We start from the raw sequence: 13,729 nt of genomic DNA on the forward strand, positions 1-13,729 counted from the left end.
GGGAATGGGAAAAAATGCACGCGCACCAAAAAGACCCGGGCTGAGGAAAGTTCGGGCCGGGTCTGTTAAGGAGAGGCGACGTTTGCTCCCGTTTACGTGGAGGAAGATTGTGCGGCGGGAGCGGGTTTGCGGGCGATCAGCTTGCTCATGGCATGTTGATGCGGAACGCAGGAAGACATACAGTCAAAGATCACTTCCGAACTGTCCTCGATGCGCCAATCGCGGTAAAGCGCGAGCAGTTCGCCGGAGTGCCAGGCGTGGGCGTTCGCTTCGTTTTCCGGCGGCGGCGCGATAAACGGTTTGTCCACGAACACGTTCAACACGTGCAGGCCGCCGGGAGAGGTGAAGCGTCTGTAATTGCCGAACAGCTCTTCGCGCAGATCCGCCCGGACGTAATGCAGGACTCCGCTGGAGAACAGGATATCGAACGGCCGGTCGAGCCGGTAATCCTGCACGTCCGCCTTGAACAGTTCGATCTCGACGCCAACCTTGTCGGCGAGCCGCTTCGCTTTTTCCAGACCCGCGTCCGCAATATCGAAAGCCGTCACGTCATACCCGTTGCGGGCCAGAAACACGGCATCCTTGCCTTCGCCGCAGCCGATGTCCAGCACGGACAGCCGACGAACCGGCGGCATGCGCTTCAGAATCTCGTAACAGGCCGAATTGGGTTCGGTGCCCCAATAGTAGGCGCTGTCCAGATATTCTTTTTCGTAGAGGGTGACAGGGGCGTCGAACGCCGCATAACCGAGCAGCCGGTCGATACCGGTATTCAGCGCCCGGGCCAACTGCGGCAGCAGGGCGATATCCGGCAGGCTTTGGGCGTTTTCCCATTTGGATACGGCCTGGTAGGAGATGCCCACGGCCTGCGCCAGCTCTTCCTGAGTCATTTTTTGGGCTTTGCGGTAGTTATGGATATTTCTTGCCACTTGTTCTTTCATCGGTCGTCGCTCCTCCGGAAATAGGTCTATGGCTCAAGCTTACAGAGGAAGACGGCGACCGACAATAGAGAGACATTCGAGTTTGGCGCGCTTTCTACCTGCGGTTGAGCGCCGGGTGTTACGGCCGCGCGCCGAGGTGTGTTGTCGGGTTCTTTTTTTTCGGAAAAGAGTCAAAAACCGCGCGCGGCGTCGACTTCGAATACAGGAACGGAAACAGCCAGGGGCGCGGGAAGAGAACCGGAACCGCCGGGATCGGTCTCCGGGGAAGCCGCTTCGTCGGCCATGCCGTCGCCCGACGGCGAAACGTCGTCGCTGACGGACGGAGCATCGCTCCCTGTCGGCTCCGCCGCCTCAGCCGCTTCCGGCCACGCGATAATTTCATAGTTCCCTTCGAAGACGCCGGTCACCTCGTACGTGCCGGGTTCGAAATTCACGCTGCCGCGCAGCAGCAGGCGGGAGCCGTCTTCGGCCTGCGCCCGGGCCTGTCCGTAGCCGGATTCCAACACCGTCAGACGGGCGCTGACTTTCTGCCCCGGATAGGACGCCGGATTGCCGCCGCCGATGTCGAGCGTGCCGCCTTCCAGTTCGACGAAGGAGAAAACGTCGCCCGAACGTTCGTACACCGCCGTCTGGCCGTCTTCGTCGACATCGATCGGATGGTTCGCGCGCAGCGTCTGCCCGCCGTTTTCGATCGTATAGCCGTCCGCTTCGATCCGGAACATCAGGTCGAGCGAATCGCTTCGCGCGAGCAGGGCCGTGTAGACCGCCCGGCGCGACGTTGATTCCGATTCCGCCACGAACACCAGGGCTTCGCCGCCGGACAGGCTCTCCTCCAGCGCCAATCCGCGCGCGCCGGCGACAGCAAGCTCCTGCGGAGCGCTGCGCACCGTCGCGCGGCCGCCGCTCTCGGTGCCGTAGTGCAGGACGCCGCTCTCGTCCAGCGCCGCCGCGTACACGTCCGCGCCGAATCGGTCCTGCCCCGTTACGGCAAACGAATACGTATGCGACGAATCCCACCGCTCAAGGATGCGCAGCGGTTCGGCCCGGGTCCACGCGCTTTCGGCCCGCGCAACGGCGTCGCCCGTGTCGGCATAGCCGCCCAGCGCTTCGTACAGGGCAATCGCTTCGCGGAACCGCCGATCCGCGACCTGGGCGTCGGCGCGAGCCGCCAATTCGCCGACCCGGGCCTCGATCCAGACGCTCAGGTCGCTGCGCAGGCCGGCCGCCGAAGCAAAGTCCGCAAAGCTGCGGGCATGACCGGCGAACGCGGCGAACGACGAACCGTCCAGCTCTTTGCGCAGCACTCTTCCGGCGGTCTCTTCCGCCTGCTCCTGCACCCACGGGGCGTCGAAGCCGTGCTGCGCATAGCTGCCGAGCGTAGCTGCGGCTTCGTCCAGCATGCGGTCGTATTGTCCGGCCGCCGCCAGTTTCTTGAGCTTGCGCCTATCGTAATCGCCGAGCAGGGCGTTAAGCGACTCCGACTTGGACGTTTCCGCTTCGGCGGAAGGGACATCGGCCGAAGCGGGAGAAGCAGGGGGCGACGCCGAGGCATGATCGGCAAAAAAAGGCGCCGGAATCCGCAGCAGCGCCCACTTGGCGGATTCGTCGCCGTAATCGCCGGCCTCCAGATTGGCCGCAAGTTCCGCGGCATAATCTGCGCGGAACGCCGAAAAAGCGGCGCCGACCGTCGAAGCCAGCTCGTACCGCTCATTCAGTTCCGTATATTCGGCCGCCCACTCGCCTTCGAGCGACAGCCGTCCGAATAGGCCGTACGTCTCGTACGCGGTCAGAAAAGCGTCGAAGTCGCCGCGGCCCGCGGCGCTCAGCAGTTCGCTTTTGGACTTCAGGATCTCTTCGCGCAGGCGGGTGACCGGAGCGAGCCCGGCGAGCCGCTCGCGAATATGGGCTTCGCGGTAGCGGATCGCGCCGTTCGCAAGCGCCGCCGCATACGCTTCCTCGGCCGGAATGCGCAGGTTTTGCGCGTACAAAGCGTCCGCCTGCCGTACCTGGCCGATCTTCGCTTCGATGCGGAATCCTTTGACGATGACCGCCAGCAGCGCGAGCGCGCACAGAAAAGCCAGCAAATTGCGCAGGGTCAGCGCGCCGCGGATCGTCATAAAGATATTGCGGAGCTTTTTCGTCATGCCCGGTTCCCGCCTCGCGGGCTTCGTCCGCCGAAGCGGACCCGGTACACTTCGTCCGCTTCAAGCTTGAGCGGCTCCAGACTGCCGGGATGCTGCGACAGCGCTTCGCGCAGCCGCTCCAGCCGGTCTTCGGGCAGTTTGTGCGCATAGCGCCGGATAAATTCCGGGTACAGTTCGATATACCGCTTCATCCGCACGGCCGCGCCCGCGACTGAAGCGAGAATCTCTTCGCCGCGGGGCAGGCTGCGGATCTGCGGCTCGTACCGCAGGCAGTAGCGGATCGAACTTTCCTTGATCAGTTCGCGGTTCAGCCGCGCCACCTCGCCGATATAGCCGGCCAGATGCGGGGAGAAGCCGTCCATGAGCAGCGGCTCCACGAGCAGGTCCATGTCGCGACGCAGCACGAACGTCTGCAGCAGTTCCGCCTGCAGGCCGCGGATCGGATCGTTGCGCAGCAGCGTGTTCACTTCGCGCAGCATCTCGTAGGCGCGCGCCGGCTCCGTATCGAGCCTCGCTTCGGCGGCGCGGATGTCCTGGATCAGCCCGTGGCGGATCCGGTCCCGGTCGCGGGCGAACAGGCGGTCGGTCCGGATGCGCAGCTGCGGTTCGAACGCCCGGTACTGGGCGAAGCCGAGCAGGGCGATCAGCAGCACGCCGGCCGCGGCCGAGATGCCGATCCACGGCATCGACCCGGCGAAGAACATCGCCAATAGCGTCAGCAGCGCGGCGAACAGCAGCTCCGACTGCATGGAACGCCGGGTCTCGCGCCGGGCCGCGGCCGGCACGTCCGACAGCGCCCGGCGTCCGCAGGACGGACATACGTCCGGGGACAGCACGGTATAACTGCCGCATCTGCGGCAGACTCGAAGTTTGTCGTAGGCATACGGAGTGCGTTCGTACGGCTTGAACGTTACGGCCAGTTTTTTGCTCATTCCGGTTCACGCCGATCGTTCAGCGTATTGAGCAGCCGCTCGTCGAGTTCCGCCCGTTCGGGCGCCCTTCTCGGGCTGCGCATATAAATAAAGGATTTAATGACCGTAAAAAGAAACAAAATCCCGAGCATCCCGTATGTGAGATAGATCAAAAAAGCGGACAATGTCTGCACGTTCCTTTCCGGGCTCGATTTCGGGGCGGAATAGCGAAAAACCGCGTCCTCCGGCTTCGGAAGATACGGGCTCGTGAACCGCCGCACGTTTTGCGTTATAATTCGAAGCAGGTCTTTCGGCGCATGACCTGCTGTCGGCCGCCCGCTTGGCGCGCTTCGCGGCCCCGCAGATCCGAACGACCTTACCTGCTTAACGATAGCCGGAAAAGGCGCCGCGCGCAACAATTCGATTGCGGGGCGGAAGCAGGCAGGCGGGACATGAGCCCCTGAACAAAAGAGAGTAAAAAATGGTTTTCCTCGGATTTTATTGAAATATCGGCCTTAAAATGTGTTTTTAGCAGGAAAGTTACAACCCATTCAGAAGTTATTAACGAAATATTAAGGATTTTCACAGAAAACAGGCCTATGATAGTTTCGTTGGCGTCCGCCCCGAACCGGGCGGCCCTGCCGAAACGGCGCAAGCCTGAATGAAGAACGCATTTACACATAAAGGGGTTTTGTCGAAATGGTGCACACAATCAAAAAGTGGGTCTACCCGCTGCTGGCGGCGCTGCTGCTGAGCGCGGCGCTGCTCCCGGCCGGCGCGTCTTCCGCTCTGGCCACGGGAACCGCGACCCCGCAAAGCGCGGCTTCTTCCGCCGGCTCCGCCCCGATCGACGCGGTGCTCGTGCTCGATGCCAGCAACTCGATGGCGACGAGCGATCCGCAGAAGATCGGCAACGAAGCGATGCGGCTGTTTATCGACATGCTGCCCGTGCAGGGCGACCGCGTCGGCATCGTGTCGTACACGGACGTCGTCCAGCGCGAGAAAGCGCTGCTGGAGATCCAGGGCCAGAGCGACAAAGACGAGCTGAAGACGTTTATCGGCCAGCTCGGCCGCGGCGCCTATACCGATACGGCGGTCGGCGTCACCGAAGCGGTCAACATGCTGCAGCGCAGCGCGCAGACCGGCCGCGAACCGATGATCGTGCTGCTGGCCGACGGCAATACGCAGCTCAACACGACGAAGGCCAAGACGCTCGACCAGTCGAAGCAGGAGTTGGCCGCCTCCGTGCAAAAAGCGACGGACGCCGGCATTCCGGTCTATACGATCGGGCTTAACGCCGACGGCAAGCTGAACCAGGCCGAGCTTGAGAAGATCGCGTCGGACACGAACGGCAAATCGTTCGTCACGGATTCCGCGGACGAGCTGCCGGGCATCCTGAGCGAGATTTTTGCCAGCCATCAGGAACTTAACGTCGTGCCGCTCGATCCGCTGACCGGCAGCGGCGCGTTCCAGGACGTCACCGTCAGCGTGCCGAACGCGAATGTGCTGGAAGCGAACGTATCCATTACCTCCGGCCAAACAGTCGAGCTCAAGCTCAAAGACCCGAGCGGCGCCGAAGTCGCGATTCCGTCGGACGCCGTGACGCTGTCCACGTCCAAGACGTATTCGCTGCTCAAGCTGATCAAGCCGCAGGAAGGCGACTGGACGCTCAGCGTCAAGGGCGCGGATCAGGATCAGATCGACATCAGTCTGGTCTTCAACTACGACCTTGAACTGGCGGTCGCTCCGCTGAGCGGTTCTTCCTACGGCAAAGGCGATACGGTCGACGTCTCCGCCTACCTGACGAGCGCCGGCCAGAAGCTGGACACGCCGGAACTGTACGAGACGATGACAGGAACGCTTGTCGTCAAGGACGAGGACACCGGCATCGAGACGAACGTGCCGATGTCGCTCGCGGGCACACAGTTCGACGGCAGCTACCCGCTGCCGGAAGCGCATAAATATACGCTTTTGGTCCGGGCCGAAGCCGACAGCTTCTACCGCGAATCCGCTCCGCTGAGCATCGATGCCGCTTCCGGCGCCGTGTCCGACGGTTCGGGAACCGAAGCGGACAAGCCGTTCCCGCTCGTTCCGGTCATTCTCGGCGCTTTGGGGCTGCTTGCTCTTGCCGCGCTTGTCTTTTTCCTGATGCGTTATCTCAAAAAAGCGAACAAAGGCTTCGTCGGCCAAATGGTGATCGAGATCCGCGACGAAAACACCGGCGAACGTTCTTATCCGCAGTATAAGAAACTAAATACGTATAAAGGGCGTCTTAACCTGCATCAGCTGCTTCAGCTCGCGCCCGAACTCAAAGACGCCGAGAACATCGTCTTCACTCCGGGTTCGAACGACCGCATCCTGCTGCGCAGCAGCGCCGAAGGCGTTCCGATCGAGAAATCCGGCCGCGTCGTCGATACGTCGAAAGGTCTGGAACTGAAAAGCGGCGACCGCATTACCGTTCCGATGGCCCAAGCCGGGAAAACGATCAATTTGGAATATCTAGTCTAGTCAAACTCCTCTCCGCGACTTTGACCAAAGAAGATCGAAGTGGGACGCTTCAACCCGCTTCGATTTCTATCCAAGAGCGGTTTTAATCCAATTTGACTAGACCCGCTTCGGAACGTAAAGGTTTGTCCGATTTCTCAAGCAATCCCAATTGACTCGGACAAACCTGCTCCAAAACGCAAAAAGGTTTACCCGATTTCTGAAGCAATCCCAATCAATTCACGCAAACCCGCTTCGGAACGTAAAGGTTTGCCCGATTTCTCAAGCGATTCCAAACGACTCACGCAAACCCGCTCCAAAACGCAAAGGTTTGCCCGATTTCCGACTTCACCCGATTTCCGGCAGCCACATCACACAAAATGCTGCCTTTACGACAACATTTTCGCCCTAAATCAGCTCGAAAATCGAAAATGTTGCTTTTAAGACAACATTTTCGCCGAATACGAAGCGAATGAGCGCAATCATGCCGAAAATGCTGCCTTTTTGATCACATTATTCGTCTAACTGTTGTTTTTCGCTCGAAATGTTGACCTAATGACAACATTCATTCCGGCGAACGCACGACATCGACGCCGACACCGACGCCGACATCGACGCCGACACCGACGCCGACATCGACGCCGACACCGACGCCGACACCGACATCGACGCCGCCACACATACCGACGCCGCCACCGCCACCACCGACGCCGCCACACATACCGACATCGGCTCCCGTCATCCTATCCGCCATTGCACCGAATCGGCTTTCCGCGAAGCAGCACAAGCGCGAAAGCCGCATCCCGAAAGGAGCTTTTCATGAAACCGATCGTAAGAGAACATATCCAGCAGCTCGACGTCTCGCTCGGAGGCGGGATCGTCAGCGAGAAGATCCGCGTCGATACCATCGACAATCCGATGCTGATCATCGGACTCGGCGGCACGGGCATCGATGCCCTGCTGCGCCTCAAGTACCAGATCAACCGCCGCTTCAAACTGCCGGCCGATCCGGTCTCCAAGAAGAAGATGGAGAAGCCGTCCAACGTCGAATTCCTCGCCTTCGAGACGAATGAGCAGGACCGCGGCAAGCGCTACAAAGGCATCGGGCTGGACCCGATCAACGAATTCGTGCTGCTCGCCAACGCCGAGATCGGCGGACTGCTGCAGAACCGCAGCATTCTGGAGCCGTATATCACCGAATGGCTGTCGCCGGAACTCAGCATCACCGACGGCATGAACGGCGCGGCCGGCGTGCGCCAGGCAGGGCGCCTGCTGCTGTTCACGAAGATCAACCAGGTCGTGCAGGCGATCGACAAGAAGATCAAGACGCTGTCCGTGGGCACGAACAAGAAGCTCACCGTGTTCCTGCTGACCGGACTGTCCGGCGGTACGGGCAGCGGCTCGTTCCTCGACATTTCGTATATCATCCGCGGGCTGGTCGAACGCGACCACGGCGCGGCCGGCGTCGACCGCCTCAACATGCTGGGCTACCTGTTCACGCCGGACGTCAACCTGTCGAACAAAAGCCTCAGCGAGCACACGCGCGAATACGTCCGCAAAAACGGCTACGCCGCGCTCAAAGAACTGGATTACTGGATGAACGTCGATGCGCGCGGGGAGCGGTTCAAGCAGCAGTACGGCAGCATTCTGACCGTCAACTCGCCGCTGCCGCCTTTTAACCTTTGCCATCTGATCTCCGCGACCAACACCGAAGGCAAGCTGCTGGAGAATGCGTACGATTACTGCATGAACGTGACGGCCGAGAACATCACCAACTTTATGGCCAGCGAGGAAAAAGCGTCGGGCGAAGAGTTCGCGATCCACGATTACATCAGCAACATCCGGACGAACATCGCGCAGATGACCAAAGCCTATCCGGCGAACTACGACTACAACATCATCGGCGCCTCGTCGGCGGTGCTTCCGATCGAAGAGATGACGACGTATCTGGCGTACCGCCTGTTCCAGAAGATGGAGAAAATGTTCCAGCACGCGCCGAACCAGGAAGAGATCGAACGCTTTGCGCAGAAGCTTGCGCTTGACCCGGATTCGATGCTCAAAACGTTCGAGTCGAGAGTGCCGGAACCGATTCCGGGCTACCAGAACAGCGAACGCCTCAGCTACGCCAACGTGATCAAAATGCAAAGCGTGAGCATGGACGCCGAGCTGGAGCAGACGTTCCTGACGCGGGCGCGCGAAGAATACATCAAGATGAAGAAACAGCTGCCGGGCGAGATGCTGGAACGTTTTTCCGAACAGATCCGCCGTGCTTTCCTGAGCCCGGAACAGGGTCCGTTCTACGTATCGCGCCTCATTTATACGGAAAAAGGCTTCTCCCTGCTCAAAATGCTTCAGGCGTACATCGAGAACCTGCGCGAGTCGCTGCTGCGTATTCCACGCGACATCGAAGCGGCCGAAGAGCAGGCGAACGAGCGTCTGGGCGACGCGAAGAGCGCGCTCATTTCCCGGGACAAGAAGAAGAACGCCTATATCGAAGCCAAAATGAACGAATACTGGCTGCGGGCCGACATCGAGCGCACCGAGCAGATGATCGAGTTCTACGAAGATTTCTACGAGCTGCTGAACCGGGAAAACAACCGGATCTACGGCGTGTTTACCGAGATCCTGAACGCGCTGAGCTCCATCTTCGAACGCAACGGCGAGATTCTGACGCGCGGCGACGAGCAGGTGGACCACAAAGGCAACAAAACGTATTACTGGAACGTGGTCAGCGTGCCGGACATCTCCAAAGTCGTGGGCAATATTATGGAAAAACGCGACGTGGACGACCTCATCCGCGATTTCTCGCAGGAGCTGGTCGACCACTCGGACCGCTGGATCAAAGAGCAGGAAGTCGATATCGTCGGTTCGATCTCGGACTTCCTGACGAGCAAATTCGGCGATCTGATCACGCAGTCGATGGAAGATTTCCTGCGCATGAAGTTCGGCGAAGACGAGTCGATCGAGAAGTTCGTCGAGCGTAACATCGCGGGCAAGCTGGACGAGGAAGCGATCCCGGTCTTCCATTTGAGCAACAGCTCCGGCAATCTGCATTTCCCTTCGTGGGGCTTCGTGTCCGTGCCGGTTCAGGCGCCGGGCATCCTCAAGGGCATCCGCAACTACCAGGAGAACGCGATCGGCAAATCGAACTTTACGGTCAAGGAAAGCCAGGTGAAGAACCGGATTTTCTGGCTCAACACGCGCAACGGGGTGCCGCTGTTCGTCTATACGCCGCTGAAGGTATATGAAGAAAACTACGAACGGACCATCCTCGGCAAAGAAGGCGTCGGACGCCATCTGGTGCAGACGGAACGCGACAACTGGACGTATCTGCCGTCGCCGATTCCGCAGCAGTCGTGGGGAGACGTGTACGATAACGGCCGGGTCAAAGACTACAACGGACGCGTTCGCAGCGAGTTCGACCGGGCGCGCCAGTACGGAGTCATCGTGGAAAAAGACGCCGATCAGACGACCAGCAGCCGCTATTCCGTCGTCACGACGGTGTCGTTCGATCTGTTCGCGTCGCTCGCCGGCTTCGATATGCAGCTGCAAAGCGCCAAGCCGAACCTCGGCGAAGTGAAGCGCGCGCACGCCGAACTCAAGCGCCTGCTGAGCGAAGGCATCGGCCGGGAGTCGGTCAAGGACATTTTCGGCAGCATCAACGAAGATCTGGCCAAAGAAAACCTGATCCGTTCGCCGGAGCAGATCCGCCGCGTGCGCGAAGAACTGGCGAAGTACGAGACGATCCAGGCCAAATTGTCCGAACTGGAATCGCTGCTGTCGCAGCATGCCGGCGAAGAGAAACTGCTGGATCAATACATCGAAGCGCTCTACACCGAGACGATTGTCAAAAAAGGCGCGCTGTACGTCTATGACCGCGAAGAGGACGAAGAAAGCTGGGAGCCGTTCGTCAATCTGATGAAGAGCCGCAGCTATCCGCATTTCGAGATCTATGACGGGTTCCGTTCGCTCGGCGACCGGCAGCGGCAGACGCTGCTGCGCAAAGCGTCCCGCCGCTCGAACGAGCTGACCGCTTCGGAAGACGTCTCGCTGCTGGTCGGCAAGCTGGACGAACTGTATACGACGTTCATCGAAGCGCGGCAGCAGCTGGAATACGAGAAAATGGAACTCGTGAACGGCGAAGAAGCGTACCGCTTCTATCAAGAGACCGCGGCCAAGCTGAACGAGCTGCGCAAAAGGTTGAGATAACATGAACGAGCTGCTGGAGCAATTCGCCGCCGCTTACGCGGCGCGGGAAGAAGGGCTTCCGGGCTTCGCGGAAGGGAGGAGCGGCCTGCATTATCCGGCCGCTTTCCTGTTTGTCGGGGACCGGGCAGCCGAAGCGGCGTCGGCCTTGACCGAGCTGAACGGCGGCAAATACGACAACGCGGCGGGCATCGCCTATTTCCACGTCGCTTCGTCCGCGCTGCCGGAAGACGGACTGGACCGCCACCGCCAGGCGGTGCGTTTTCGCTGGGACGCCTTCGGCGGGCGCGGCGCGGAAGAGAACACGCTGCGCCGCGACACGCACCGGGCCTTCGTCAATTCGAAGGCGGACCATCTGTACGAACTGAACCGCGCGCTGCGCCGCTCTAGCCGCATGCTGTCCGAGAGCGGCCGGCTGTTCGCCTCGTTCGACCGGCTGCATCTGTCGGTCGTGACGCATGCCGACGACGCCATGAACGTGCTGACGCCGGAGATCTCGCTGCTGGCCGGCGCGGTGTTCGGGCAGTCGTTCAAGTCCGTGCAGACGGATCTGTACGTGCTCGTCAGCGATCAGGAGCAGTCCGATTCTTTCGGCTATTCCAGTTCGGTCGGGGTGTCGTTCCTGCGGGAACTGGATTATGTCCAGCGTCCGGAATACGCATTCTCCGCGCCGCTTCAAGTGACCGAGAACCGGCTGACGATCGACGTGAACCACGCGCCGTCGCCGCTGTTCGATCTCGTCTACCTGCTGTCGGACAAAAACGAGCGCGGCATCGCCGCGCCGGGCGGCCTGCGCGGTGGATACGAGATCATCTGCCACGCGCATCTGCTCAAGAACCGCCGCCGCGACCACGGGGCGCCGGGCAGCGCCGCGGCTCTGGAAGAGCAGCCGCTGGAAGGGCTGAAGACCGGCGCCGGCCAGTACAACAATTCGTCGTTCAAAAGCGGCTTGTCGGACGAGTCCGGCCGCCGCGGCCTCGCTTCCGGCGGCTTCGCCCGGGTAACCCGGCCGGACCGCTCGATCGCGCTGGCCGTGCTGTACCATTTCGCGCGCGGCCTGAACCGCCGCATGCGGGAGATTCCCGAGACGCCGGCGGCCGAGCAGCTGTCGCGCCTCGAACTGGACCGCCCGCATATGCGCGAGCGGGCGGAACGCCTCGCGCCGGACGAAGGCCGGCTTGAGGACATGAACGGCATCATGAGTTCGTCCGCGTCGTACTCGTCGATTCGGCGCCTGACGCTGGCGGAAGCGGAAGAGACGCTGTTCGGCTCGGCCGCGGAGAGCTTTTTCCGCGGCAATTTCGAGGCGGAAGCGCAGCGGCGCCTGGCCGAAGCCGATATCGGCCGGGGCCTGCGGCAGTATGCCGAGCAGGCCGCGGCGGAAGACGCGCGGCACGGGCTGTACCGGATCGCCGCCTGGAGCGATTCGTCGGAATCCGCGAACGCCGCGCCGACGGCGCTGCTTGCGCAGATGCGCGAAGCGATGCTGGAGCGCGAAGGCGCCCGCGAAGAGCTGGACCGGCTCTACGGCGGTCTCGTCGAAGAGCAGCCGCACAAAAAGGCGCTGCTGCGCGACAGCCAGAACGTGCGCAACTTCGTCCGCTACTTCTTCGAGCACGTCTACGGCCTCAAGCTGCGCATCCTGCGCCTGGAGATGGAGATCGAGCTGTACCGGCGCTACGAAGACGCGCTGTCCGAGCTGCATGTGCGCTATAAGGCGATGATTCGCCGCGTGGAGCAGCTGGAAGAACGGCTGCGCCGCGCCGCGGAATACAGCGCCCGCAGCGCCGACGATTACATCGGCCAGAACCTGATGCCGTATTACGAGCGCGTCGTCGACGGCCTGATGCGCGACGCGGAAGACCGCCGCGGCCGCGACCATTACTTCGAGGAGCGCCGCCTCGGCGACCTCGCCGCGCTGATCGCGGACCGTCCGGAGGACGGGGCCGGGGCGGCCGGAACGGGCGCGGGGCCGGACGCGGGAATGAGCGCGGGCGAGCACCGGCTGCTTCAGCGGCTGGCGGAGCTGTGCACCCGCGAGCTGCTGGGCGCGGAACCGCTCGTACAGACCTACGAGCAGGAACTGCTGCGCCGCGCGAACGTCGCCGTCGAATACGAGAACCGCGAGACGATGACCAAGGAAGATTTGTTCCGCATCCTCTACCGGAAGCTGGAAGAACGCGCGGCGATCAACCTGCGGCTGTTCGACTACACCCAGGAACACCGCCACGAAGAAAAGTATTTTTTCGGCGACGGCAACGGCGAATTCATGCGCTATGCGCTGAACGAGGAAGAGACGTCGCGGATCTACCGCGTCGGCTACGTCCACGAACGCCGCAGCGACGGCGTCGAGAAGCTGAACCTGATGGGCGGCTTCCATATCGAAGATTTGATGTACTACCGTAACGGCCGCGTCTATTACGACGCTTACGTAAAAGCAGGCTACCTGTTCCACGCGATTGATTCCGAGCGCCTGCCGGAGATTTGAGCGGAGGTTTAGGGTTGGTTAGGGTCGGCTAGGGTCGGTTAGGGTCGGTCTGGGGCGGAAAAGGCGAGCTTCGAGCCGAACGATTGCGCCTTACCGATTATCGCCGACCGATCTGCTTTTAATGGGACATTCTACGTCGTGAAGTCGCTATATGTGCAAAGGAAGGCGCAAAATAAGTGCAGGAAAGCAGTTATTTTGCGCATTTCGACTGTTTGGAGCCAAATAGCTGCGCTGCGACATTTAATTTGCTGGATAGAAGTCTTTTTCGGCGGATCTGAAGGAAATAGTTGTATTCAAGCAGCTATTTTTGCGGAGACGTCGGCGAGAAGGAATTAGTTGTCGTGTCGCAACTATTTTCATGCAGACGCCAGATTGATTTTCATACAGGCGTCCAGTTAGAAAGGCAAGCAGCTGGCTTATAGACCTACCGGGTTTTAACAGCCGTTTCTTCGCAGGTCGCCGCAAGAAAACAAATAGCTGCACAAATCCAGCTAATCTACTCCTTTTAGCCGACTAAGATCGATTAGCTGCTTAAATCTAGCTAATTGGGCGGATTTG

At 60.7% G+C, this 13,729-nt stretch carries 7 protein-coding genes; 3 read left to right on the forward strand and 4 right to left on the reverse strand.

Annotated features, from left to right (window positions below; genetic code table 11):
• Positions 1-92 precede the first annotated feature (92 nt).
• From FFV09_RS12510 to FFV09_RS12520, 3 genes are all read right to left on the reverse strand, one after another.
• Positions 93-938: a methyltransferase domain-containing protein gene (locus tag FFV09_RS12510; protein WP_141448136.1), complete on the reverse strand. Its 846-nt coding sequence runs from the start codon at positions 936-938 to the stop codon at positions 93-95.
• A 170-nt stretch (positions 939-1,108) separates the two neighbouring features.
• The gene (locus FFV09_RS12515; RefSeq protein ID WP_141448137.1) at positions 1,109-3,082 is read right to left on the reverse strand and encodes a hypothetical protein; all 1,974 of its coding nucleotides are present in this window, start codon (positions 3,080-3,082) and stop codon (positions 1,109-1,111) included.
• Positions 3,079-4,014 carry a hypothetical protein gene (locus tag FFV09_RS12520; RefSeq protein ID WP_141448138.1) on the reverse strand — a complete coding sequence of 312 codons (936 nt, stop codon included), beginning with the start codon at positions 4,012-4,014 and terminating at the stop codon, positions 3,079-3,081. The genes FFV09_RS12515 and FFV09_RS12520 overlap by 4 nt, the downstream gene beginning before the upstream one ends.
• A gap of 678 nt (positions 4,015-4,692) precedes the next feature.
• Here FFV09_RS12520 and FFV09_RS12525 point away from each other — a divergent pair.
• Positions 4,693-6,501 carry a vWA domain-containing protein gene (locus FFV09_RS12525; RefSeq protein ID WP_141448139.1) on the forward strand — a complete coding sequence of 603 codons (1,809 nt, stop codon included), beginning with the start codon at positions 4,693-4,695 and terminating at the stop codon, positions 6,499-6,501.
• Positions 6,502-7,042: 541 nt separating this feature from the next.
• On the opposite strand, the gene FFV09_RS23770 is transcribed toward FFV09_RS12525, so the two are convergent.
• Complete coding sequence (locus tag FFV09_RS23770; RefSeq protein ID WP_170315014.1) at positions 7,043-7,219, reverse strand: hypothetical protein; 177 nt, start codon at positions 7,217-7,219, stop codon at positions 7,043-7,045.
• Positions 7,220-7,296: 77 nt separating this feature from the next.
• Here FFV09_RS23770 and FFV09_RS12530 point away from each other — a divergent pair, with 77 nt between their 5' ends.
• Both FFV09_RS12530 and FFV09_RS12535 read left to right on the forward strand, forming a co-directional pair.
• The gene (locus tag FFV09_RS12530) at positions 7,297-10,686 is read left to right on the forward strand and encodes a tubulin-like doman-containing protein (RefSeq protein WP_141448140.1); all 3,390 of its coding nucleotides are present in this window, start codon (positions 7,297-7,299) and stop codon (positions 10,684-10,686) included.
• 1 nt (position 10,687) lies between these two features.
• Positions 10,688-13,171: a transcription initiation factor TFIID gene (locus FFV09_RS12535; protein WP_141448141.1), complete on the forward strand. Its 2,484-nt coding sequence runs from the start codon at positions 10,688-10,690 to the stop codon at positions 13,169-13,171.
• Positions 13,172-13,729 lie beyond the last annotated feature (558 nt).

The organism is Saccharibacillus brassicae (genome assembly GCF_006542275.1).
In the GTDB taxonomy this organism is placed as follows: domain Bacteria; phylum Bacillota; class Bacilli; order Paenibacillales; family Paenibacillaceae; genus Saccharibacillus; species Saccharibacillus brassicae.